We start from the raw sequence: 24,974 nt of genomic DNA, 5'->3' as shown, positions 1-24,974 counted from the left end.
AATTTTTTTATGAATTATAAACGGATTGTACGGGCATTCTTATTTTGTTTCTGTGCGGCTCTTGTGTGTGCAGAAGCCGGAAAATCTATCGGGTTTACGGAAGAGGAAACTGAACTTGAAAAAGATTTTGCATCGTCATCTTCTTATCTGCGCATTCCTGACGGCGGAAAAACGGCAGAGCCGGAACTGAAAAGCGAAATTACGGGCGGAAAAACGGCTGTCGTCATAAAAACGAACGTTTCGGGAGCTTCTGTATTTCTGAACGGCGAATATCTTGGAAGAACGCCTCTTTCCGTTCATAATCTTGTTCCGGGTTCTTATAATCTTAGGGCTGAACTTAACGGTTATGAACCTGTTTTTCAGCGGATTAACATAAAGGACGGACGCGAGCAGACTTATTATTTGCAGCTTGAAAAACGGTGCGGTTATCTGGACATTTCCTTTTTGCCAGAAGGGAGCATTGTGTATGCGGACGGACTCAGGCTTTACGATGATGTAAACAGACTGGAAGAAGGACGGCACGTAATAAAAGTGCGGAAATTCGGTTTTGAGGATTTTTCGGCGGAAGTTTTTATCCGCGCGCACAGAATGAAACGGATTTTTGTTACTCTGAAAGAAGTTCCGTTTTCCGTGACAAAATTTTTGTCTTCTAAAAATACGTTTAATCCTGACTATTCCGGCGGAATAGGTACGTGCGTTTTTACGGCGGAAGTCACTGCGCCGGGAAAAGGCGTTATTTCTATAGTCAATTCTTTTGGTGAAGAGGTGAGTTCATATACGTTCCCGGAATTTTCTGACTGGACGCAGACTTTCAGCTGGGACGGACGTAATTCTTCTGGTTCGTATGTTCCTTCCGGTGTTTATACGGCTGTTTTTACGGCGGAAGGATTTGAACTGCGTGCTGGAACTAAAGTTGATTATTCGGTTGTCTATAATCTTCTTGACATAACGGACTGCGGTTCGGGAATCGGCTCTGTTCCTGTTGCTGCTTCATTTGCGCAGGGGGCTTCGGCGGTCGGAATTTCGATGTTTCCTGTGTGGAGGACGACTGGCGGCGGATATGCGTTTCCTGTTGACGCGGGAATTTCATTGTTGGTTACTAACTGGCTGGAATTTTCCGGAAAAGTCGGGGTTTATGTGCAGGGCGGAGAATCTTCCGTGTCAGGTTCTGCGGCGCTGAAGTTTGCATTTTCAAAGCTGCTTGCATCAGGGAAAATTGACTGGGGCTTTTCCGTTGGTTACGGGTATGTTCAAAATCCGCTGTTTTTTCCGTACGGACTGGCATACGGAAAAGGCGCGAACCTTGCGCTTATGGCAGGTTATGAAAAATCATTCTTCTTTGCAGGCGTTACTACGCAGTTTGACTACAGCTGTTCTTCCGGCGCGCTTTCTGATACAGATTCTGTGTGGAAGAATGCAATTGCGCTTTATGTAATGCCGTCACGCAGAGTCTCGCTGAACATATATGGCGCGCTTCACAGTGCATTTGGTCTTTATGATGAAGTTTCTGAGTCGGTAGATGAAAGTTCCGTTGACTGGGTGAGCGCGATTGAAACCGGAGGCGGAGTATCGTTTTTCATTCCCGGTTCGTCTGTTGTGATGAACGTTTCCGGATTTTCGTTTATTTTTCCGTCTTCTCCTGCATACATCGGATGTAAAGTCTGCATAAATTATTTATTCTAATATTCTAAAAAGCAATAAATAATAGTATAATACGCGTATGTTTACACGAAAAACGAAAATAGTCTGTTCGATAGGTCCTGCCTGCGACAATGATGATACAATCCGCAGTATGATTCGCGCAGGAATGAACATTGCGCGATTTAATTTTTCTCACGGAACGTACGAATGGCATAAACAGGCGATGGAACGTGTACGCCGTATTTCTGACGAAATTAACATTCCTGTTGCCATTCTGCTTGATACAAAAGGACCGGAAATACGTACCGGTCTTGTAGAAAATGACGGCAAAATTACGATTTCTGCCGGAGAAAAAGTTGAACTTGTTACGGAAGATTCGTTCTGTACGGCATCTTCCGGCGGAAAAAACTGCCGTCTTTCTATTTCATGGAAAGCCGCCTGTGAAAAACTTTTTCCGGGTGTAAAGGTTCTGATTGCAGACGGTTTGATTGAACTTGATGTTGACGAAATTCGAAACGGCGTTGTGTACTGTACGGCTGCAAATTCAGGTACAATCGGAAGCCGTAAGAATGTTAACTTAATAGGCGTTCATGCAGGGCTTCCGATTATGTCAGAAAAAGACAAGGAAGACTTGAAATTTGGTGCGCAGATGGACGTTGATTTTGTTGCTGCAAGTTTCGTGAGTTTCCCGGAAGAAGTTGTTGAAATAAAAGAATACCTTAAAAGCGTAGGTGCAGATGCGCGCGTCATTGCAAAGATAGAAAATGAAGAGGGCGTAAATAATATCGAAGGAATCGTAAAGGAAGCGGATGGAATTATGGTTGCACGCGGCGACTTGGGCGTTCAGCTTCCGACGGAGCGCATTCCTCTTGCACAGAAGGCGATTATACGCGTATGCCGGGCTGCCGCAAAGCCTGTAATTACTGCAACTCAGATGCTTGATTCTATGATTGTAAATCCACGTCCGACGCGCGCAGAACTGACTGATGTTTCAAATGCCGTTTTTGACGGAACGGACGCCGTTATGCTTAGCGGAGAAACTGCCGGCGGAAAATATCCTGTTGAGTCTGTAAAGATGATGGCACTTATAACGCGTACGACTGAAGTTTCCGACGAATATTTAAGCCGTATGAAAGCGGCCGATTCGTCTTTTAAGCCTGGAAACGAAATTGGCTATATGGTTGCCCACAGTGCATACAAGCTTTCAAGAAATCTTGAAGCAAAGGCGATTATCGTTCCGACCCTGCACGGAAATACGGCGCGGATTATCGGCGGATTTCGCCCTGAGCAGATTGTAATTGCCGTTACGCCGCAGAAGAAAGTCTGCCGCCAGCTTATGATTCAGTGGGGAATTTCTCCTGTCCTTTGTCAGGTTGCAGACGATTCTGAAACGATGATTCAGAATGCAGTAAAGTTGGCTCTTGACTGCGGGGCAGTTCATCTTTCTGATAAAGTCGTAATGTGTGCAGGAATTCCGATTTCAAGTCCGCTTATGGTAAATACGATAAAAGTCATTCTTGTCGGAAACGTAATTGCGCGCGGTACTTCGTTCGGTTGTGCAAACGAGAACAAAAAGAAGGCGCGCGGTCGTATAATTCACGATGACAATATGCCGCTTATAAAAGACAAGTTCAACCTGCACAAGCATTTAATTCTTGTGTGCAACAGGATTACAGAAGAACTTATCCCGGCTCTTCGTGTGGTAGACGGTGTAGTTGCCGAATCCGGCTGTGACATTCCGGCGGAGCAGCTTTCTCTTTTAAACAGGGATTTAGTGTGGATTTTAAATGTGTCTGATGCTCACAAGACGCTTGAAAATGATCTTTCGGTTACGCTTGATTCCGAACAGGGCGTTGTTTACGAAGGCATTGTCTGAAATGAAAGTCGTTCTTCTTGGCACGGGCACAAGTCACGGAATTCCGTGCATTGCGTGCGACTGTGACGTTTGTAATTCGCCTGATCCGCACGACAAGCGGCTTAGGTGCAGTGCGTATGTTACCTCTAAAAACAATGACGGAACGTACAGTCATATTCTGATTGACATAGGACCTGAGTTCAGAATTCAGGCGATAACGTACAAAATAAAGGCTGTTGATGCAGTTCTTTTAACTCACAGTCACGCTGACCATCTTCACGGACTTGACGACATACGCATTTTCAGCCATACGATTTCAAGCAGTCATCTTACAAATCCAGACAGAGGAAAAGAAACTGAAGGTCCGGGAATAGCCATTTACTCAAATGCGCAGTCAATCCGCGACGTGCAGGAGCGTTTTTCCTATGTATTCAGACCGACTCAAATCGGCGGCGGAAAACCGAAACTTCGTCTTGAAGAAGATACTGTGTTTGATGCAGGAACGCCGCCTGAATTCGGCGACTTGAAGATTATGCCTGTTCCTATGAAACACGGAGAAATTGATACAACCGGCTGGCTTATTTCCGTGTGCGGTGCTGACGGCGTCATTCATTCGTTTGCATATCTTACGGATTGCAGCAGCATTCCCGAAAGCAGCATTCAGAAAATCATTGATAACGGCGGAATTATAGAGCATTGCGTAATAGACGGCTTGCGCGAAGTTCCGCACGCAACGCATTTTTCCTATTTGCAGGCAATGCAGGCGGCGGAAAAAATCTGCCCTGTCCATACCTGGTTTACCCATATCTGCCATTTAAAAAAACACGCTGATATTTCTGCATACATTCACGAACATCTTAATTCGTTTGAAAATCTTTCGCGCATCGTAAGAAACGGCGGAAGCGTTGAGCCTGCATACGACGGTCTTTCATTTGAAATTAACTGATTTTACTTGTTCCGTTAAAAAAATAAGGAAGCCATTTTAGGCTTCCTTTATTCAGTTTACTGCGGCTATGCACTAATCAATTAGTTGTTCTGTGCAGCTTCTGCAGCAGTTTTTGGTACGCGAACTTTCTTTTCCAGCCAGTCACTGCGATAGCAGCGTGTGCATACTTTAAGCGTTCTTGTTTCTCCGTCAAGTACAGTTTTTACTGTAACCAGGTTCGGTCTCCAAGTACGGTGTGTATGATTAAATGACTTACTAACTTTGTTTCCGTGTGCAGTACCTTTTCCGCAAATATCACAAGTTCTTGACATATTTATACCTACCTTAATAGTTTACACGTTAGTTCTGATACTATATAGAATTTCCATTTGTGTGTCAACAAATGAAATGCTCTTTTCCACAGGTTTTTCGGCGTGTCCGAGGCTGCCTGCGCTATATTCCGTATGTCGCCGCCGGCTTGTCCTTGTATGAAGGGTCTGCAAGGCGGATTGATACCGTTCTGTCCTTGCCGTTTCGGTGGACGGTTACGTATACGACATCTCCGGGGCGCTTGCTTTCCAGTGCGGAGTAGTAGTCAGCGATTGACGTTACGGAGATATTGTCGATTTTGGTGATGATGTCACCGCCAAGATAAATTATTGTATTTCCGTAACGCGCTGCCTGCGTACCTTCTATAATTCCGGCGGCATCGGCATTTCCGCCTTTTGTTGCGCGCGATACAAGTACGCCTTTTGCAATGTCAAGGTTTGCGTAATTTGCAATCGTGTTGTTCAGCTGAACGAGCGATACTTCTATTACGCCGCGGCGTACCCGTCCGTATTTCAAAAGGTCAGAGGCTACGCGCACTGCTGTTTCCGCCGGAACGGCAAAGCCTACGCCCGCGCTGTTTCCGGAAGAGGAGTAAATCATCGTGTTTATTCCTATCATTTTTCCGCTTGTGTCGAGCAATGGTCCGCCGGAATTTCCAGGATTGATTGCGGAGTCCGTCTGAATCATATTGCGGATAATCCTGTTGCTTGAATTTTTTATCGGTCTTCCCAGTGCGGATACAATTCCCGTAGTCATCGTGCGGTCAAATCCGAACGGATTTCCGATTGCAATGACTTTCTGTCCTACTTTTAGCTTTGTAGAGTCACCGAATGATATTGTCTGGAGGACTGTTCCTTCCGGCGGAGTGAATTTTATCACCGCAAGGTCGCTGTCTTCGTCCTGTCCTACGACTGTTGCTTCGTACTGCGTTCCGTCTGAAAGCGATACGTAGATTTTCGTTGCGCCTTTTATGACGTGGACGTTCGTGAGGACATAGCCGCGCTTGTCAATGATTGAGCCGCTTCCGCTTCCGCCGTCCTCTACAATCGGTTCAAGAAACCAGTTGATTGCCGTCACTTTTGTGTTGATGTTTACTACTGCGCCGTTGCACGCATCATATACGCTGATGTTTTGAAGTTCGTCCTGAGTGTAGGTGATGTCGTTCGATACAGGGCGGACAGTCTGCTTTACGGATGCTGTTTCAAATACTGCAAGTTCCGTTTCTTCCGGAGATTCTGTACTTGCGGCAGATATTCCCGAAGCGTCCGCTGAATTGTTTTTTGTCCGGCTGAAAAACCTGAAGACAGCCGAAGTGAGAAGCACGGCGAGTATTGCGCCTGCGATGGTACATAAAATCACTTGATTTTTTGAATAGAGTTTCATGCTGCAATAATACTGAATTTGCCGCTAACATTCAATTTTAAGACGGCTTTTATTGGTTGAATAATAGAAGAAATCGGAATATACTTTGTGATTATTGCTGCGCTGATACGTTCTGCTGTAGCAGTTTAAAATCAACTCTACTATCTTTTTACATATTGAAGGTTTTTTATGGTTATTCTTACTCTTAACTGCGGTTCATCATCCGCAAAATATCAGGTTTATGACTGGGACAACAAGGAAGTGCTTGCAAACGGCGTAGTTGAACGCGTAGGTTCAGAGGGTTCAGGGATTACGCACAAGGCAAAAGGAAAGAAAACTGAAGTTTTAAGTCCGTGTCCGACTCATAAAGAAGCGATTGAACTTATCATCAAGGAAATTACAGATCCTGAAGTCGGCGTTATAAGCGATATGAGCGTTATTGGGGCAGTTGGTCACCGCGTTCTTCACGGTGGCGAAAAATTTACAAAATCCGTACTGGTTACGCCGGAAGTTCTTGATACATTCCGTTCCGTAATTGATTTGGGACCGCTTCATATGCCTGCGAACATTATGGGAATTGAGGCTGCGCAGAAAGTTCTGCCGGATGTTCCGCACGCCGCCATTATGGATACTGCCTGGCATCAGACAATGCCGGACGAAACGTTCCAGTATGCAATTCCGCGCGAATGGTATGAGAAATACGGTGCACGCCGCTACGGTTTTCACGGAACGAGTTTCCTGTATACGGCAAAACGTGCAGCCGTTCTTCTTGGAAAAAAGCCTGAGGATACGAATATAATCATCTGCCACATTGGAAACGGCTCTTCAATGTGCGCCGTTAAAAACGGCGTATGCTACGATACGACAATGGGAATTACGCCGCTTGAAGGTCTTGTTATGGGAACCCGCTCTGGAGATTTAGACCCTGCGCTTCCGTTCTACATTATGAGGAAAACAGGAATGTCTGCCGATGAAATGGACAAGGCGCTGAATAAAAAATGCGGTTGTTTGGGAATTACCGGAAGGTTCAGCGACCGCCGTGACATAGAGGTTGAAGCTTCTAAAGGCGATAAACTGTGCCAGCTTTGTATAGAAATGGAAGCACTGCGCATTAAAAAATACGTCGGTGCATTTATGGCTGAACTTGGCCGCGTTGATGCAATTGTATTTACGGCTGGTGTAGGCGAGCGAGGTCCGATTACGCGCTTTAAGTCTCTGAGCGGTCTTGAGAACTACGGTATAAAAATCGATGCACAGAAAAACGAGTGGTCATTCACCGGAAATGCTGAAACTTGCATAAGCGCAGATGATTCTGCAACAAAGATTTTTGTCATTCCGACTGACGAGGAACTTGTTATGACGGAAGACGCTTATGCCCTTATGAAAGGTACGTATGACGTCCACACGAATTTCACCTATTCATTCCAGAGTCCTGACTATGTGAACAAAGCTCGCGAGGAAGGATTGAAGGGCGACCTTGTAAAACGTCCTCACATTGCGGATATCAGGGCGTTCCCTCCAAAAAAATAGGAAATTTGTAAGCCTGTACATCGAAAATTCCCGAAAATCGGATTTTCGGTGTACGGATTGCCAGAAAATAAAAGAAAATTTAAGGAAAGATTATGTCATTAGATTGTGGTATTGTCGGATTGCCGAATGTCGGTAAATCTACTATTTTTTCGGCTCTTACTGCGGCTCCTGCAGCTGCGGAGAATTTTCCGTTCTGTACAATTGACCCGAACGTCGGTATTGTGGAACTGCCTGATGAGCGCCTTGATTTTCTTGCCAAGGTAAATCAGCCGAAGAAAAAAACGCCGGCGAGCGTAAAATTCGTTGATATTGCAGGACTTATAAAGGGCGCGTCTAACGGCGAAGGACTTGGAAATCAGTTCCTTGCAAATATACGTGAAACTGCGTGCATCGCGCACGTAGTCCGCTGTTTTGACAATCCAGACATTATGCACGTGCGCGAAGATGCGAACACAGAAGCGTCAATTGACCCGGAAAGCGACATTCTTACGATAAATTACGAGCTTGCTCAGGCTGACTTGCAGACAATTGCAAAGCGCGAAGAAAAAAACATCCGTCAGGTTCGTGCGTTAGGCAAGGAAGCGGAAAAGCAGCTTGCACCATGGAACAGTGCAGTTGCAAAAATAAAGCCTCTTCTTCAGGATGGAAAATGCGCTCGTCAGGCAGATTTAACTGATGACGAAAAACTTGCCGTAAGAGATATGTTTCTGCTTACGATGAAACCGACTCTGTATGTTGCGAATATTGATGAGGAGTCGATTTCCGCGCAGACGAATAAATATGTTGAGGTTGTGCAGAAAATTGCCGCCGCGGAGAATTCCGAAGTTGTCGTAATCTGCGGAAAATTTGAGTCTGACCTTTCCGAAATTACCGAGCCCGCGGAGCGCGCCGATTTTATGGAAGCAGCCGGTTTGAAGGAAAGCGGACTTTCTACGCTTGCGCGCAAGGCATATCATTTGATGGGACTTCGCACGTTCTTTACTGGCGGAAGCGACGAGTGCCGCGCCTGGACTATTCACGAAGGTGACAAAGCTCCGCAGGCGGCAGGCGTAATCCACACGGATTTTGAAAAAGGTTTTATCAAGGCAGAAGCGTATTCCATCGACGACCTGAAGCAGTACGGCTCTGAGGCAAAAATCAAGGAAGCCGGAAAATATCGTCAGGAAGGAAAGGAGTACGTTGTTCAGGACGGAGACGTGCTGTTCTTTAAGTTTAATACATAGGGCGAAGGTTCTACTGTTTTTTCATTATTATACGGATTTCCCTTCGCCTTGCAGTTCTGCGTGGCAGAACTGCGGATGACTGTTCTGGGTACTCAGCGGAATCAGGGCGAAGGTTCTACTGTTTTTTCATTATTATACGGATTTCCCTTCGCCTTGCAGTTCTGCGTGGCAGAACTGCGGATGACTGTTCTGGGTACTCAGCGGAATCAGGGCGAAGGTTCTGCTGTTCTTGCATTATTTACGGATTTTCCTTTCATCTTGCATTTTTTTTCAAAAAATATTTCAAAAACTTCCGTTTTTTATAAAAAAAATCCTATATATAGATAGGGAAACGTAGTTTTTCTTGAAGGCAGGAATGATGCGTAACAGAAGCGTGTTTCTGCCTTGTAATTTTCTGTCTTGAGGGGTTTTATGAAAAAAAAATTGACTGGAAAATGCTGGATTTTTATTCTTGTCTGCCTTTGTCTTTCAGGATGTTTTTATGCAGGTGCTTCTTCGCGTTCGGTGTCTGTCGTAACATGGAACGTTCAGACTTTTTTTGATGCGAATACTTCCGGTTCGGAATATAGCGATTTTATCCGCTCAAAGCAATGGGGAGTGCAGGCTTATGAGGCGCGGCTTAAACGGTTGTGCGAGGTAATGCGGCAGCTTGACGCGGATATTTATGTTTTTGAGGAAATTGAAAATAAAGACATTCTCATTGATATTTCAAATGAACTTTCTGGTTTCAGCTGGAATCAACGCAAAAACTGGAATTATGCGCTTTTTGCAAAGAATGAAAGTGGTGCAATCGGCTGTGCGGTGCTTTCCCGTTTTCCGCTTTCTGAACCCACGGTACATAATCTTGATGTTAGGACGGAACGTGAAAAGCAGCCGGAACTGCGTCCTGTAATAAGGCTTAAAGTTCTTGTAAATGATACGCAGCTTGTTCTTTTTGTAAATCACTGGAAGTCAAAATCCGGAGGTGCTGAAAAAACAGAAGTATGGCGGAACTGGCAGGAGTCGCTACTTTCATCGCTTATGAAAAAAGATTTTGAGCGCGGTGCATATATTCTTGCAGCCGGAGATTTTAACCGTGATATTTCAGAATTTAATTTTTGTGGAGATTGTAATGATGACTCGGGAATTGTTGTGCTTGGAGGAGAAGTTCCTGTTTATTCTCCGTGGTTTTTCGGCGGAGTTCTAGAAGAGCCCGGTTCGTATTATTACAACGATAGCTGGGAGCGTATTGATCATTTTTTTGCATCGCAGAACATTGCGTTTCTGGAATTCCGGGCGGCAACTGGCGTGTGGTGCGAAGATTCAGGAATTCCTGCCCGGTATAAAATTTATACCGGGCAGGGGTATTCCGACCATCTTCCGCTGTTCTGTCGCATTTGCCTTGACGAGGTTAACACTGAATGTAGCTAACACGACCGTAGTTTTATTTGCCGAACTGCGTTTCGATTTCCTTTATCTGGTCGCGGATGGCCGCCGCCTGTTCGTATTCAAGACGGTCTGCACATTCTTCCATTTCCTTGTGCAGTGCCTTAAGAAGTTTGTTTCTTTGTTCCTTGTTGAACAGATTTGCAGATTTTTTCAGGATTTCAAGTTCTGTTGCTGCATTTTCCTGTGCGTCTTTTGCTTCGTGCTCAAGAATATCCTGAACTGCTTTTTTGATTGTGTGCGGCGTAATTCCGTGCGCCTTGTTATATGCTTCCTGAACTTCGCGACGGTGTTTTGTTTCTTCTATTGCTTCTTTCATTGCATCGCTCATATGGTCTGCATACATAACGACCTTGCCGTTTTCGTTGCGTGCGGCGCGTCCTATAATCTGCACAAGACTTGTTGTTGACCGCAAAAATCCTATTTTATCTGCATCAAGGATTGCGATGAACGATACTTCCGGAAGGTCAATTCCTTCCCGGAGCAGGTTAATGCCTATAAGAATGTCTATTTCTCCGGTACGAAGGCTTTTTAAAATTTCTACGCGCTCGAATGTGTCGATTTCAGAGTGAATGTATTTTACTTTTAAGGAAAGCCCGGTAAGGTAGTCAGTTAAGTCTTCCGCCATTTTTTTAGTCAGCGTTAGAAGAAGACAGCGTTCTTTTCTTTCAATGCGTTCCTGTATTTCGCGGTAGATGTCTTCCATCTGCCCTTCGCTTGGACGGACTTCAACTACAGGGTCAAGAAGTCCTGTCGGGCGAATAAGTTGTTCCACCACCTGCGTACTCTGCTTGATTTCTTCCTTTCGCGGCGTTGCGGTAACGTAAATTACCTGATTGAGCATTTTTGAAAATTCATCGAATTTCAGAGGACGGTTGTCAAGTGCGCTCGGAAGGCGGAATCCGAAGTCAACAAGATTCTGCTTGCGGCTTCTGTCTCCTTCGTACATTGCACCAATTTGCGGAACAGAAACGTGCGCTTCGTCAATCATACATAAAAAGTCGTCCGGAAAATAATGAAGAAGCGTTGCAGGCGGTTCTCCTGGTTTTCGGGCGGCAATCGGCGCAGAATAATTTTCAATTCCAGTGCAGTAGCCCATTTCCTTCATCATTTCGATGTCGTAAGTTACACGAGTCTTTAGTCGTTCTGCCTCAAAAAACTTTTTCTGCGCATTAAGTTCATCAAGCCTGTCTTTCAACTCGGTTTGAATTCTTTCTGTTGCCGCAAAAAGTTCGTCCTGCGGAATGACAAAGTTTTTTGCCGGGTAGATTACAGTTTCGTCAAGTTCTTCGGTAATTGCGCCCGAAATGACGTTAAATCTTTTTATTCTTGCAATTTCATCCCATTCCAGTTCGATCCTGTACGCTTCGTCAAATTCCATGTACGGCGGATAAATTTCTATAATGTCTCCGCGAATCCTGAAATTTCCCCTGTCCATTGCAACGTCGTTCCGCTGGTACTGAATTTGCGTAAGTTCAAGCGCAAGTTTGTGTGTGTCAATCGTCTTTCCGCATTCAAGATGAATTCTCATGCTTTTATACAGTTCCGGCATTCCAAGACCGTAAATGCAGGAAACTGTAGCTATAACGATTACGTCGCGACGCTCCATAAGACTGTAGGTGGCTCGCATTTTCATAATGTCAATTTCTTTGTTGATTGACGCATCTTTTTCTATATATAGGTCTCGCGCCGGAACATACGCTTCCGGCTGGTAGTAGTCGTAGTAAGAAACAAAATATTCGACGGCATTGTTCGGGAAAAAACTTTTGAATTCCCGGTACAGCTGTGCAGAAAGCGTTTTGTTGTGGCTTATGATGAGCGTAGGACGCTGCACTTTTTCTATTATTTTTGCCATCGTAAACGTCTTTCCGCTACCGGTAACGCCTTTTAGCGTCTGGTACTTATCTCCGCGCAAAAAACCTTCTGAAAGTTTTTCTATTGCCTGTCCCTGATCACCTGACGGCTCGAATTCTGAAACGACTTTGAATTTTCTCATACATAAGAAATACTAGAAAGTCTGCATCTTTTCAAGAATTGCATCAAGTTTTTCACCATATAAGGGGTCTGCCGCCCACGTTCCTGCCAGTTCAAATATCGTAGGTGCTTTTCCGCGCGGACGAACCCATTTGTACCGATTGTCAACGAGCGTTCCGTTCAGCCGTACGTCTTCCGTGGTAGCGTATGCGTGCAGATGCTGGATATGCGCACGTACTCCAATCTGTTCGGTGGCAAACCATTCTCCAGGGTGCGCAGCATCTATTGCGCCAAGTCCGCAGTAATTGTGCATTTCCGGCACTACAAGATTTCCGAACGTGAGGTATCCTGTTTCAAGGCACATCTGCGCAAATGCAACGTCAGAGTTTATTCCTTCATACGCTCCTTCCTGAATGTACAGACGGGCAAGCCGCTGAACCTGTTTTTTGTCTGCTGACGGATTTTTAAACATAAAATACTGCGTAAGCTGCTGTTCGCTTAATACAGGCGTTCCTGTAATCTCCCGTGATACAGACGTTCCGCGCTGCTGCATAGTCTGGCAGGAAAACAATACTAGCGGCAATGTCAGTATAAGATACAAATAACTGATTTTTTTCATATTAGTCATACTATAATTTCGGAAAAAATGATCTTTTGCATAATATAAAGTTACGGACACATAAAAAAACTTGTCTTTGCTGATTTTTTTTAGAGGTGTTCTTATGTATGTTTTCTGCCTGTGAAAAACTTCAGAATTTCATATTTTATTTAATAAATCACTTGCCGATAGAATTTTTTTTTTATATCTTAATAGATAAACTGATAAAAAAACAAAATATAGAGGTTATAGAAAATGGCAAAACAGTTAATGTTTAATGAAGATGCACGTAAAAAGTTGCTTTCTGGCGTTGAGCAGATTGCAAAGGCTGTAAAAGTAACGCTTGGACCTTGCGGACGTATGGTAATGCTTGACAAGAAATACGGTGCTCCTACAATTACAAAGGACGGTGTTTCTGTTGCAAAGGATATCGAACTTGCAGATCCGTATGAGAATATGGGTGCGCAGTTTGTCCGCGAAGTTGCTTCAAAGACAAACGATGATGCCGGAGACGGTACTACAACTTCAACCGTTCTTGCGTATGCGCTTGTCCGCGAAGGATTTAAGTCCGTTGCTGCCGGCATGACACCGATTGAGATTAAGCGCGGTATGGATAAGGCTGTTGCTGTTGCTGTTGATGAAATCAAAAAGAATTCCAAACCTGTAAAAGATGCCGCTGACATCAAAAACATTGCTTCTATTTCTGCAAATAATGACCCGGAAATCGGTGCTTTGATTGCAGATGCTATTGAAAAGGTTGGAAAAGACGGCGTTATCACTGTTGAAGAATCCAAGAATATGGATACGACTGTTGATACTGTTGAAGGAATGCAGTTCGACCGCGGATATATTTCATCTTATTTTGTAACTGATCGTGAAAGAATGGTTGCTGAATATTCAGATGCATCCGTTCTTATCTATGACAAGAAGATTTCTTCTATGAAAGATCTGCTTCCTATTCTTGAAAAAGTTGCAAACGCAGGAAAATCACTTGTCATCATCTGTGAAGATGTTGACGGCGAAGCTCTTACGACTCTTGTATTGAATACAATCCGCGGAACAATCAAAGTCTGCGCGGTAAAAGCTCCTGGATTCGGTGACCGCCGCAAGGATATGCTTCAGGATATTGCAATTCTTACAGGCGCAACAGTTGTTTCTGAAGAAGTAGGACTTAAACTTGAGTCTTGCGGCGAGGAAGTTCTTGGACAGGCTAAGACAATCAAGATTGACAAGGACAATACTACAATCGTTGGCGGTGCTGGTGAAAAGAAAGCTATTTCTGACCGCGTTGCTGAAATCAAAATGCAGATTGAAAAATCTACTTCAAGCTATGACAAGGAACAGCTCCAGAAACGTCTTGCAAAACTTGCAGGCGGCGTTGCAGTAATCAACGTTGGTGCTACAACAGAAACTGAAATGAAGGAAAAGAAATTCCGCGTTGAAGATACAATTGCCGCTACACGTGCTGCTCTTGAAGAAGGTGTTGTTGCAGGCGGCGGAATCGCCCTTGTTGAAGCTGCAAAAGCTCTTGAGTCTATTCCGGCTGAACTTAGCGAAGACGAAAAAGTTGGATTTAAGATTGTCCGCCGTGCCCTTGAAGAACCTATCCGCCAGATTGCTGACAATGCAGGAATTGACGGTGCAGTTATTGCAGAGCGCGCAAAGACAGAGAAAAAAGGCGTAGGCTATAACGCATACACTGGTGAATGGGTTAATATGATTGAAGCAGGCATCATTGACCCTGCAAAAGTTGCTACTTCTGCATTGAAGAATGCAGCTTCAATTGCCGGTACATTGCTTACTACTGAGTGTGCAATTACTGACATTCCTGAACCTAAGGCTGCTGCACCGGCTGCATCACCAGATATGGGCGGAATGTACTAATAAATAACCTCCGGAAAGATTTGTTATTTCCGGCGGTAAAAGGCGGAGTATCCGTTTCGGATATTCCGCCTTTTTTTTCGCATTGTTAAATGTCCTGAAATTCGCTATATTTTTTATATGAAATCACGAGTTCTTGTTGTTGTTTTTGCAGGCGTTGCTCTGCTTTTTCTCTTTCTCCTTGGATTCAATTTTTTCTATCTTAGAAACCGCAGCAAGTCGGTTCTTCCTAAAATGGTAACTCCTGTGGCGGAAGACGGTACTTCTTCCGGGACGGAGGATGGTGCTTCTGTTTCTGACGAATCTGTATTGACGTCTTTTGTTCCGCTTCTTCCTACCGAAACTCTTATGAGTACGCTTACAGTTGATTTTGACGGCGATACTTTTGATGATCAGGTTGTTGCGGTCAGAAAGGCAGGTTCTCCGTATCTTTTTCTTATTGTGGGATTATATAATCCTGATACAAATTCATACAGCCGTTCTGCCGAAATTGCTACGGAAATTTCAAAAATACGGACATTTTCGTATAATGCCGTAGATATGATTGGAAACCATAAGATGGCACTTGTATATCAGGGCGTAAAATCTAACGGAGATTCTGTAATGCAGCTTTTTTTGTGCAAAAAAAAGTTCGGAACGGTGGAAATCAAAAATATCGGTGATTTTTCTTCTGACGGTACGATTTTTATCCAGCAGGCAGACCGTTCCGATGCGTATGAACTTTCGCAGGCATGGGGAGCGCCGTATACAGTCTGGGTGTACAGTTCTGATAAATCGGAAACACAGGTTACGGCATCTGAAGGAATAAGCCAGATTCAAACTGAATATAAATGGGATTATGACAGTGAAGTGTACGTTCAGTCGCGGCAGCTTAAAATTACGGGAAGCCGTATGGCAGCGCGTGAACTTTCGCGCATTCAGAACGGAAATGTTGATACTTTCGGGCAGTTTTTAACTGGGTTGTGGTATAAAACTAACAATTCCAGTTCTACGCCAAGCTACATCTATTTTAATTATAACGACAGGGAGGTTATTTTCCTTTCTGATGATACTGAAGGCGTGTATTCCTGGGAAGATTCCAGCCTGAGGCGAAGCGGTATCTACCTTACTACAGTCAATTCCATTATTTCCAGTATGAAGCGCCGCTTCGACATTATGCTTACCGGAATTAACGAAGTTTCAGTCCACGTTCACGATAACGTCGGAATGATTATAAAGGAAAGCAATCAGTGGGACGGTACGTACAAGAAAATGTCTTTTCAAAATACGTTCGGCGAAACAAAAAAAGTTCCGGCTCATAGTGAATATATGAAAAAACTTACGGAAGAATCTGCCTGGTTCGATGACGACGGAAATCGCTACACCCTTTCTGAAAACGGTTATAGAATTACAGGAACAACGGAAGAAAGCGGCATTTACGTTGCAGAAACAATCGGTTCGTTTCCGGTGATACAGTTCCGTTCCTCCTCTGAAAAATCAATTCTTTCTGCCGCATACGTGATGAAATTTGAAACGTCGCAGGTTACGATTCCTGCAAAAAACAGGCGTCAGAAACCTGTTGTGCAGACGGTTGAAGACAAGGACTGCATTCACCTTACTCCGGTTACCATTTCGCCGCTTACCTGCTATGCGGCTGAAGGCAGGGTGATTACGCTGCGCCGCCGCGATACGGACAAAACTGTACGCCAGCACTGAAACGCCGCTTTCTTCCTGCCCGAAACGGCTTCGGAAAAAAAACAGGCAAAAAAAACAGGCAATTGACAATTTATAAAGGACTTAATAGGATTATAGATTATGACAGCAAACGAACTTAGATCTAAGTATATTGAATTTTTTAAATCCAAAAATCATGTAGAAATTTCGGGACAGTCTTTAATTCCTGAAAATGACCCTTCTGTTCTTTTTACGACCGCCGGAATGCATCCGCTTGTTCCGTATCTTCTTGGTGAAAAACATCCGGCAGGAACGCGTCTTACTGACTATCAGAAGTGCGTGCGTACCGGCGATATTGATGAGGTCGGCGATCCGAGCCATCTTACCTGTTTTGAAATGCTCGGCAACTGGTCTTTGGGCGACTATTTCAAGAAAGAATCTATTGCATATTCCTATGAATTCCTTACAAGTCCGAAATGGCTCGGACTTGATCCAAAAAAACTTTCGGTGACAGTTTTTGCCGGTGATGAAAGTGCGCCTCGTGATGAGGAAGCTGCTTCTTACTGGAAGGAAAACGGTATGCCGGAAGACAAGATTGCGTATCTTCCTGCAAGCGATAACTGGTGGGCGGCAGGTCCTACAGGTCCGTGCGGTCCTGATACGGAGATTTTCTACTGGGTTGGCGAAGGTCTTCCGCCGGAAGGTTCAAACAAGGGAACAGACAGCAAGAACTGGCTTGAAATCTGGAACAACGTTTTTATGCAGTTCAACCGCATAGATGAAAAGACTCTTGAAAAACTTCCTAAGCAGAACGTTGACACCGGTATGGGACTTGAACGCACGAACTGCATTCTTCAGGGAAAAACAAGCGTTTATCTTACGGAAGTGTTCCAGCCTATAATCAAGGCGATTGAAGCGCTTTCCGGCTATACATACGGAACTGACGAAGAAAAGGACAGAAGCGTCCGCATTATTGCAGACCACGAGCGCGCTGCCGTCTTTATTATCGGTGACCCGAAAGGCATTTCTCCGTCGAATGTGGGAGCCGGCTATGTACTCCGCCGTCTTATCCGCCGCGCTGTACGACACGGAATGAAACTTGGAATTGAAAAGGCGTTCCTTGCCGAAGTTGCCGGAGCTGTCATCGACAACTTTAAGTGCGCATATCCGGAACTTGAAACGAACCGTGAAAAAATCTGTCGTGAACTTACTGCGGAGGAAGATAAATTCCGCATTACGCTGAAAAAAGGCGAGGCTGAATTCCAGAAACTTCTTCCGAACCTTATGAAAAATCCGAAAAAAATCATCAGCGGAAAAGTTGCGTATAATCTTTATGAAACTTACGGTTTTCCGCTTGAACTTACGCAGGAACTTGGTGCAGAAAACGGTTTTACGGTCGATACTGACGGTTTTAAGGAAGCAGAACGCAAGCATCAGGAAGCATCAAAATCTGCTGATGCAGGACAGGCAAAAGGCGGTCTTGCAGAACAGAGCGATGTAGCTACAAAATATCATACGGCTACCCACTTGCTACAGCAGGCACTTATAAATGTACTCGGTGATCAGGTTGCGCAGAAAGGTTCTAACATAAATAATGAACGTATGCGCTTTGACTTTACGTTTGACCGTCCGATGACAAAGGAAGAAATCCAGAAGGTCGAGGACATTGTAAACGAAAAAATCAAGGAAGATTTGCCGGTAACAATGGAAATAAAGACGCTTGAAGAAGCCAAGGCAGAAGGGGCTCGTGCACTTTTTGCAAGCAAATACGGCGAACAGGTAAAAGTTTATACCGTAGGACGTGACGTGAAGAACGACTGGTTCAGTAAGGAAGTCTGCGGTGGTCCTCACGTTCAGCATACGGCGCAGATTGGCGATTTCAAAATTCAGAAAGAGCAGTCGTCATCTGCCGGCGTTCGCAGAATCCGTGCGGTGATAAGCGGAGGGCTTCCATTGGAAAACAGCTGAAAAATTTTTCTGATGAAAAGTTTTTCTTAACGCTGTTTGCTATGGCAGCTAGGGCTTCCATCGTAAACAGCTGAACTGAGAATAATGCAAAATAATGAAAATTTGTAACCCAAAAACAAATTCTTAGTTTATAATGTATTGTATACAAAAATAAAATTTAAAGGATAGGATAAAATGAAACGTTTCGCCCTTGCATTTTTAGCTTTATTTACAGCTTCAGCGCTTTTTGCGCAGGCTGACTTGCAGGTTCTTGCAGTTGTAAAGCTGAATAAAAATGAGTCAATTACTGTAAAGCAGCTTAAAACGCGTGTTGAAGCTTATCAGAAGCAGCGCAACGGTACGCTTTCTGTAGATGATAGAAAGAAAGTTCTTGATGCAATGATTCAGGAAAAACTTGTAATTCAGGCAGCTGCAATGGCTGGAATTACTATTCCTGACAGCACTGTTGAGCAGTATTTCCTTCAGTCTGTATCACAGTCTATCGGAAAGAACGTAACCGAACAGGAATTCGAGCAGCTTGTAAAAGCGCAGACAAATATGTCGCTTGATGAGTATATGAAGCAGCAGTCCGGTATGTCGGTTGCGGATTACAAAACGTATCTTAAAAACCAGCTGATTGCACAGCAGTATATTTTAAGCCAGAGGCAGAAGGAACTTCAGTCAGTTTCTCCTACAGACGAAGAAATCCGTGCATTCTATGAACTGAACAAAACATCTTTTGTATGGACTGATATGTTCAAGATGTTTCTTGTAATTGTTCCTAAGGGAACTGATGCAGAGGCCGCACGCATAAAGGCAAATTCTCTGTATGATAATCTTAAAAACAAGAAAATTACGGTAAATCAGATTACTGTTGATTCTAAGAAAGAAAATTCCGGCTTTCAGGCTGGCGACGTACTTGTAAATAAAAGTCAGATGAGTGCGCAGCAGCTCGGCATTTCTTACGGCGACCTTCTTGAACTGTTCAAGAACGAAAAAGGCTATATTTCTGACGTTGTGGAGCAGGAAACAAATTTCCAGTTCTTTACGATTGTAAAAAAATACGAAGCAAAAATGCTTTCTTTAAGCGATGTAGTTCAGCCGGAAACTACGGTAACTGTTTATGACTACATCAAGCAGTCTTTAGGTCAGCAGAAGCAGATGGAATATCTGACGAATGCTGCCGGTGAAATTGCAGCTTCTCTTGATACAGAGGAAAATGTAGAACGCAAGAAAAAAGGTGCAGATTTGGATAAGCTCCTTAACTGGTAACGGAAAAACCGCGGTTTATGAGCCGCGGTTTTGTTCTGTACGGTATAATCTGCCGATTGACGGAGTAATTATGTCTAGACGTATTGGTCGAATACTTGCATTTCAGGCGTTGTATTCCTGGGATGTGGGCGGAGTTGATATAGAAGATTTGCTTTCTTTTTCCTGGATAGAACGTGATGTTTTTGAGGACGAGCCGGAAAGTCCTGCTCCTTCAAAGGCAGATGACGTGCAGACGGAAGAAGGTGAAGGTTCGGAAGTTATAGAACCTGTGAACGAAATCAAGTACTGTCTGTTTGACAAGCAGCTTGAACTGTTTGAAGGTCTCTCCGCAGATAAGAAAAACGAAGTCTTTGCGTTCGCGCGCTTTCTTGTAAGGGGAACGCTTGAAAATAAAGATGAGATTGACGGTCTTATAAAAAGTCATCTTTCGCCAAAATGGAGCATTGAGCGCATAAATAAAGTTGCTCTTGCGGTTGTGCGCATAGGCGTATATGAACTTTTGTATCAGAAAGATACTCATCCTTCCATCGTTATTGATGAAGCTGTTGAGATAGTAAAAGATTACGGTTCTGACGATTCTTATAAATTTACGAACGCTATTCTTGATAAAATCAGTAAAGATATTGCCCGGTAGTATATGCTCCGGTAATGGTTGGAAACAGGTATGAACGGTAAAGGCAGAAAAATAATGCGGATTTTCCTATTTGCGGCAGTTTTTCTGCCTTTTCTGTTTTCCTGCTCTTTAAATAAATCTCAAAAATCTTTTATGAGCGCCCTTGATGAAATTGACGCGCTTATTTCACAGCAGCAATATAAAGAGGCTCTTAAGGAACTTGGAAAAATTGAAAAAAAGGCTTACGGTTCCTGGCCGCAGCTGGGAGTTTTCCGGCGGTATGCGCAGCTTGGAGAAAATGCCCGGGCGGAGAAAGTTCTTGTCCGCGCATTAAAAAGCAATCCCAAAAATGAAGAGCTGAATGCGGTATATGCGCATTTTCTTCTTCGTGCAGGGAAACTGGATCAGGCACTTGAAGCTGGAAAGTGCCTTCAAGGAACAAAATACGGTTCAGTCTATTCGGAGGCTGTGCTTCAAGATACGCTTGAAAAATCAGGAAACAGCAGTCTGTTTGAAATTGCTTTTGTGCCGGATTATATTCCTGTGTATTACGACGCGTATATGGGGTCGGAAGATAACGGCTGGCTTAGAAACTGTGCGCTTATTCATCTTGCCGGTGGTGCGTATGAAAGCGCCAGTTCTGTCCGTCCGCAGGAAGTTTCTGAAAGCCGTGATGCGTATTTCTGGGCTCTTGTTATGTATGACGCCGGACGTTTTGGCGATGCGGTGCATTATGCGCAGGCGGCAGAAACTCTTTTGCAGTCGCCTTTTTCTTCTGGGGCTGCGGCGGACATAAATGACGTGCTTTCGATTGAGGCAGATGCCTTTACTTCATTAAAAGACGAAGAATCTGCGGAAAAAATACGCCGGGAATGGGTTGCTTCGCTTGAAAAAGGGCGGAACGGTTGGATTATTCCTGACGGTGCTGATGAAAATCAGTTTGCCGTTCTTTTTACGAACTGTGCGCGATGGGCGTGGGATAACCGTAACGAGGATGACTGTGCGCAGTATATATTTTTTGCGGTGAACGAATGGGCTGATTTTGTTCCGGCGCTTGTGCTTTATGCGAATTTTGCCTTTGAGTCTAACCGCGAACGTGCGGAAAACAGCATCCAGCTTGAAATCCGCAGTGCAGGAACGACGACGCTGGAAATGGAACGTTTTGACAGAAGAATGAAAATTCCTGTAAGTGATGCAGTGTTCCGCATAAACAGCAGTCTAGAGAGGACGAAAAATCCGCTGCTTTCTGTTGTTGCGCTTGACTTAAAATATAAAACGGCTTTCGGGCTTTCCGAAAAAGACAAGACTGCTGATTTGTGGCGAATTCTTGAAGACAAAGCCGTTTCACCCGGCGTATACCCTGATATACTGCTTGAATATGCGGTGAATTTTCTGCTTCGTACAAAACAGCCGGAAGAAGCGGAACGGCTTTTTTTCAATGCGGTGCGCAGGAAATACGATATTTCTTCCGGGGCTGGCTTATGGAGCGAATTGTACGAAAAACACGCGCTTCTTACCGTAAAGGAACGGGAATATGCAGGTTATTTTGCAGCCACTGCACTTCGTGCCGATGATTCTGTCCGGTTGTATGAGTCTGCCTGTTTTGAGCCGGATTTAGCAGGAGGACTTTTCCTTTCTCCGTTTGTTTCTGACGGTTCCTGCATGAATCTTGCCATGATTTATAATTCTTTGGGGCGCGAAAAAGAAGCCCTTGATTTGTACGCAAAAACTGCCGGGCGCTGTACTGACGTCCGTCGTAAATCAGAAATTTTGTACCGTGTTTCCCTGATATATTATGCTTCCGGTGACATAAATAATGCCCGGCGCAGTGCGGAATATGCAGTTACTTTGGACAGCCGCAATGCGGACGCCCGGCTTCTTCTTGCCAGAATGAAAAAGTAATGGTAGTCAGACGGGAATTTATCTTAAACTTTTCTATTCAATATGTTACTATATACGTATGCGAAAATCAGACGGGCGGAAAAAGGGCAGTTCAAAAAGAATTCGTTCGCGCTTCCGCGAGTTGTTTACTTCAACGGCATCTCTTTTAGGATTAATTACGTTTCTTGTGCTCGTAATCATTATGCTTGTCATTTTTATTTCCGAGCAGGAAACGAATTCAAAAATCAATACGCTGTTTGACGCATTCTGGTACACGCTTGTTACGATTACAACTGTTGGTTACGGCGACATTACGCCTGATTCTGTGCCTGGACGGATTGCGGCGATGGTGCTTCTGATTGCAGGTGTTGCGCTTTTCGGCGCGCTTTCCGGAAAATTTGCGTCGTTCCTGTTTGACAGGCAGCAGAAAAGGGATAAGGGACTTTTGAATATGGCGAAGATGAAAAATCATTTTTTAATCTGCGGATGGAAGCCTAATTTTGAGCGTATTCTTGCAGGAATTCTTAATGCGAACCCAGAAGTTCCGAATGAAAAGATTGTCATTCTGAACAGTGCCGGGCAGGGTGAAATTGACAGAATAAAATCTGACAGTCGTTTTAAAGGCATAAATTATCTTCACGGAGATTTTACGGACGAAGATACGCTTTTGAAGGCGCAGATAAAGACTGCCGAGCGCGCCCTTATTCTTGCGGATTTATCGGAGAATTATTCTGCGCTGGAAAACGATTCTCGGGCGGTTCTTGCCGTTATTACGATGAAAAACTTAAATCCTCGCATTTACTGTGTTGCAGAAATCGCCGACTCCAAGTTTGAAAAGCATCTTTCACTTGCACGCTGTGATGAAATAATTCTTTCTTCCGATTATGAGCAGAATCTTCTTGTTCAGGCTTCAAGCGGAAAGGGGATGAGCCATATTCTTCGCGAGCTTATTGCAGGGGATGCTGATGCAGGAATTGTAATTGAATCTATTCCGCAGGAATTTGTTGGAAAACCGTACCGCGATTACCGCATTTCGCTTAGGACGCGCGATGTTCTGATTGGGCTTCTTGAAAATACCGGAAATTTTTATCAGCGCAGAAAAGAGGCGCTTGCGGAAGCGCAGAAAAATCCTGATATGGAAAAAATCGTTGCCAACTTAAAAAAGGTAAAGACGCTTCAGAGCAATCTTCCGCATTTTACGCCAGAGGACGACTATATTGTTCCCGGAAATTCAAAGGCGATTTTTATTCACGGGAACAACGCAGACAAAACGGAGTAGTATATGGAATTCAGCGCGGATATTATAGCAAAACTTCCGAAACTTGAGATTTTTTCTGATTTTACGGAACATACTGAAGACAACGAACGGATTTTGAAAAAAATCTGCCTTGCGCTTGAGGTGCGTGATTTTTCAAAGGGCGAAGTCATCATAAACGAGGGCGATTTGGGCGATACACTGTACATTCTTCATACTGGAAGCGTTCAGGTAAAGCGGAATACGCCCGGGAACGAACAGTTTGCCGTAGTAAATTTAAGTGCAGAACAGAATGTTTTTTTCGGGGAGGTTGCGCTTGTAGACAGCGACCGCCGTTCCGCTTCTGTTGTTGCGCTTGAAAACTGCCGGACGCTTTGTCTTGACGGCGGAACATTCAAGGCTTTGTGCGAAGAAGAGCCTGTTCTAGGCTACCGGTCGACATACCGGATTGCGCGCCGCCTTGCTTCATCTCTTCGCCGTTCGAATAAAGATTTGCTTACGCTGTACGAGGCGCTCATTGACGAAGTTGACGGAGAGTAAATTATAAATATGAATTTTGCACGGTTTATTATATAGGGGGTCGTTCTTGCAGAAAGTAAGTTTTTCTTCTTTTCATCCGTTTTTTATTGCAGCAGTTCTGTTATTCGTGTTCTGTTTTTCAGCTTGTTCTGTTTCAAGTGAAAATATCAGTTCTGCGTCAGATTTTAAGAGCGTGCACGGAAAAGTTGTAACTCAAAGTCTTCGACGCAGTGCTGTTTTTACCGGTCAGGAAGTCAGAATTGAAAATTTTTCAATGTGTTCTCACGAAGTTACACAGAAAGAATATGAGGAGTTCTGTGCATATAATGGAGCACAGCCGAAGGATCAGTTTGGTAAAGAAGAGGATTTTCCCGTCTATTTTGTAAGTTTTTATGATGCACTCGTTTACTGTAATCGCCGCAGTATAAAAGAAGGCCTTTCTCCGTGCTATAAAATCAAAAATTCTTCAAATCCAGATGACTGGGGAAGTGTTCCTAAGACAAATGTTGATGATGTTGAATGGAATTCCGTAGAGTGTGATTTTTCTGCTGACGGATACCGCCTTCCAACAGAAGAAGAATGGGAATACGCTGCAAGAGGTGGTGAAAAACTGCTTCTTGAAAAATTTTCAGGAAGCTATGATGTTTTTGAAGTTGCATGGTTCAATGAAAATACTAGCGGTGCTTCTGAGCCTGTAAAACAAAAAACTCCTAATGCACTTGGACTTTATGATATGAGCGGAAACGTTCAGGAACTGTGTTGGCTAAAACAAGGAAAAGCTGTTATTCGAGGCGGTTCTTTTGACTCACAGGAAGATTCCTGCGCAGTGTATGCAACCGGTTCTGTTCCTGTATCAGCCAGAATAAAAGATACGGGATTTCGCGTTGTAAGAAATAGGATTTTTTGATTCGGCATCAAAATTAACGTTAATAAGACACCATTATCAATGCTAGGTCAGGGAACGTGTATCGTTGACGACCTTGCCTGTGACATAATAAGTTCAGGCATTTCAGGCTGAATTTAAAAGTAAATTCAGGCTGAATTCAAAAGTAAATTCAGGCTGAATTTAAAAGTAAATTCAGGCTGAATT

General features: G+C 44.0%; 19 protein-coding genes. 15 read left to right on the top strand and 4 right to left on the bottom strand.

What is annotated here, in order from left to right; translation table 11 throughout:
- Nucleotides 1–9 precede the first annotated feature (9 nt).
- Genes B5D55_RS03750 through B5D55_RS03740 form a run of 3 tightly spaced genes read left to right on the top strand, consistent with a single transcriptional unit; the run spans nucleotide 10 to nucleotide 4,442 of the window.
- Complete coding sequence (locus tag B5D55_RS03750) at nucleotides 10–1,683, top strand: PEGA domain-containing protein (protein ID WP_159446149.1); 1,674 nt, start codon at nucleotides 10–12, stop codon at nucleotides 1,681–1,683.
- A 37-nt stretch (nucleotides 1,684–1,720) separates the two neighbouring features.
- Nucleotides 1,721–3,517, top strand: coding sequence for a pyruvate kinase (gene pyk, locus B5D55_RS03745; RefSeq protein WP_078932663.1), 1,797 nt, complete (start codon nucleotides 1,721–1,723; stop codon nucleotides 3,515–3,517).
- Nucleotide 3,518: 1 nt separating this feature from the next.
- The gene (locus tag B5D55_RS03740) at nucleotides 3,519–4,442 is read left to right on the top strand and encodes an MBL fold metallo-hydrolase (protein WP_159446148.1); all 924 of its coding nucleotides are present in this window, start codon (nucleotides 3,519–3,521) and stop codon (nucleotides 4,440–4,442) included.
- 80 nt (nucleotides 4,443–4,522) lie between these two features.
- On the opposite strand, the gene rpmB is transcribed toward B5D55_RS03740, so the two are convergent.
- Together rpmB and B5D55_RS03730 are read right to left on the bottom strand one after the other, a co-directional pair.
- The gene (gene rpmB, locus B5D55_RS03735; RefSeq protein WP_078932661.1) at nucleotides 4,523–4,753 is read right to left on the bottom strand and encodes a 50S ribosomal protein L28; all 231 of its coding nucleotides are present in this window, start codon (nucleotides 4,751–4,753) and stop codon (nucleotides 4,523–4,525) included.
- Nucleotides 4,754–4,874: 121 nt separating this feature from the next.
- Complete coding sequence (locus B5D55_RS03730) at nucleotides 4,875–6,134, bottom strand: S1C family serine protease (protein WP_078932660.1); 1,260 nt, start codon at nucleotides 6,132–6,134, stop codon at nucleotides 4,875–4,877.
- Nucleotides 6,135–6,302: 168 nt separating this feature from the next.
- Between B5D55_RS03730 and B5D55_RS03725 the strand changes: the two genes are divergently transcribed.
- From B5D55_RS03725 to B5D55_RS03710, 3 genes are all read left to right on the top strand, one after another.
- Nucleotides 6,303–7,643 carry an acetate kinase gene (locus B5D55_RS03725; RefSeq protein WP_078932659.1) on the top strand — a complete coding sequence of 447 codons (1,341 nt, stop codon included), beginning with the start codon at nucleotides 6,303–6,305 and terminating at the stop codon, nucleotides 7,641–7,643.
- Between the two features lie 92 nt (nucleotides 7,644–7,735).
- Nucleotides 7,736–8,866, top strand: coding sequence for a redox-regulated ATPase YchF (gene ychF, locus B5D55_RS03720; protein ID WP_078932658.1), 1,131 nt, complete (start codon nucleotides 7,736–7,738; stop codon nucleotides 8,864–8,866).
- Between the two features lie 411 nt (nucleotides 8,867–9,277).
- Nucleotides 9,278–10,276, top strand: coding sequence for an endonuclease/exonuclease/phosphatase family protein (locus B5D55_RS03710; RefSeq protein WP_078932656.1), 999 nt, complete (start codon nucleotides 9,278–9,280; stop codon nucleotides 10,274–10,276).
- A 13-nt stretch (nucleotides 10,277–10,289) separates the two neighbouring features.
- Here B5D55_RS03710 and uvrB read toward each other — a convergent pair whose 3' ends face one another.
- Together uvrB and B5D55_RS03700 are read right to left on the bottom strand one after the other, a co-directional pair.
- Nucleotides 10,290–12,287: an excinuclease ABC subunit UvrB gene (gene uvrB / locus B5D55_RS03705; protein WP_078932655.1), complete on the bottom strand. Its 1,998-nt coding sequence runs from the start codon at nucleotides 12,285–12,287 to the stop codon at nucleotides 10,290–10,292.
- Between the two features lie 12 nt (nucleotides 12,288–12,299).
- A complete protein-coding gene (locus tag B5D55_RS03700) occupies nucleotides 12,300–12,884 on the bottom strand; it encodes a glucosaminidase domain-containing protein (protein ID WP_078932673.1) in 585 nt (194 codons plus the stop codon).
- A gap of 234 nt (nucleotides 12,885–13,118) precedes the next feature.
- On the opposite strand from B5D55_RS03700, the gene groL reads away from it, so the two are divergent.
- The 9 genes from groL to B5D55_RS03655 all read left to right on the top strand — a co-directional run bounded on the left by groL (nucleotide 13,119) and on the right by B5D55_RS03655 (nucleotide 24,791).
- Nucleotides 13,119–14,747 carry a chaperonin GroEL gene (gene groL / locus B5D55_RS03695; protein WP_078932654.1) on the top strand — a complete coding sequence of 543 codons (1,629 nt, stop codon included), beginning with the start codon at nucleotides 13,119–13,121 and terminating at the stop codon, nucleotides 14,745–14,747.
- Between the two features lie 117 nt (nucleotides 14,748–14,864).
- Nucleotides 14,865–16,439: a pallilysin-related adhesin gene (locus tag B5D55_RS03690; protein WP_078932653.1), complete on the top strand. Its 1,575-nt coding sequence runs from the start codon at nucleotides 14,865–14,867 to the stop codon at nucleotides 16,437–16,439.
- 99 nt (nucleotides 16,440–16,538) lie between these two features.
- On the top strand, nucleotides 16,539–18,365 hold the full coding sequence (locus B5D55_RS03685) for an alanine--tRNA ligase (RefSeq protein WP_078932652.1): 1,827 nt from the start codon (nucleotides 16,539–16,541) through the stop codon (nucleotides 18,363–18,365).
- A gap of 174 nt (nucleotides 18,366–18,539) precedes the next feature.
- Nucleotides 18,540–19,616, top strand: coding sequence for an MOSP complex formation periplasmic protein, TDE1658 family (locus B5D55_RS03680; RefSeq protein ID WP_078932651.1), 1,077 nt, complete (start codon nucleotides 18,540–18,542; stop codon nucleotides 19,614–19,616).
- Nucleotides 19,617–19,686: 70 nt separating this feature from the next.
- Entirely contained in the window at nucleotides 19,687–20,250 is a 564-nt protein-coding gene (nusB, locus tag B5D55_RS03675) for a transcription antitermination factor NusB (RefSeq protein ID WP_078932650.1), read from the top strand.
- A 30-nt stretch (nucleotides 20,251–20,280) separates the two neighbouring features.
- Nucleotides 20,281–22,131: a tetratricopeptide repeat protein gene (locus B5D55_RS03670; protein ID WP_143593179.1), complete on the top strand. Its 1,851-nt coding sequence runs from the start codon at nucleotides 20,281–20,283 to the stop codon at nucleotides 22,129–22,131.
- 58 nt (nucleotides 22,132–22,189) lie between these two features.
- Nucleotides 22,190–23,389 (top strand): potassium channel family protein, encoded by a 1,200-nt coding sequence (locus B5D55_RS03665; protein WP_078932648.1) that lies wholly within the window; start codon nucleotides 22,190–22,192, stop codon nucleotides 23,387–23,389.
- A gap of 3 nt (nucleotides 23,390–23,392) precedes the next feature.
- Entirely contained in the window at nucleotides 23,393–23,905 is a 513-nt protein-coding gene (locus B5D55_RS03660; RefSeq protein ID WP_078932647.1) for a cyclic nucleotide-binding domain-containing protein, read from the top strand.
- Nucleotides 23,906–23,951: 46 nt separating this feature from the next.
- Nucleotides 23,952–24,791 carry a formylglycine-generating enzyme family protein gene (locus tag B5D55_RS03655; RefSeq protein ID WP_078932646.1) on the top strand — a complete coding sequence of 280 codons (840 nt, stop codon included), beginning with the start codon at nucleotides 23,952–23,954 and terminating at the stop codon, nucleotides 24,789–24,791.
- Nucleotides 24,792–24,974 lie beyond the last annotated feature (183 nt).

It is taken from the genome of Treponema porcinum, assembly GCF_900167145.1.
GTDB lineage: Bacteria > Spirochaetota > Spirochaetia > Treponematales > Treponemataceae > Treponema_D > Treponema_D porcinum.
Note: the sequence above shows the minus strand (reverse complement) of the source record. Positions and strands in the feature narration are given on the sequence as shown.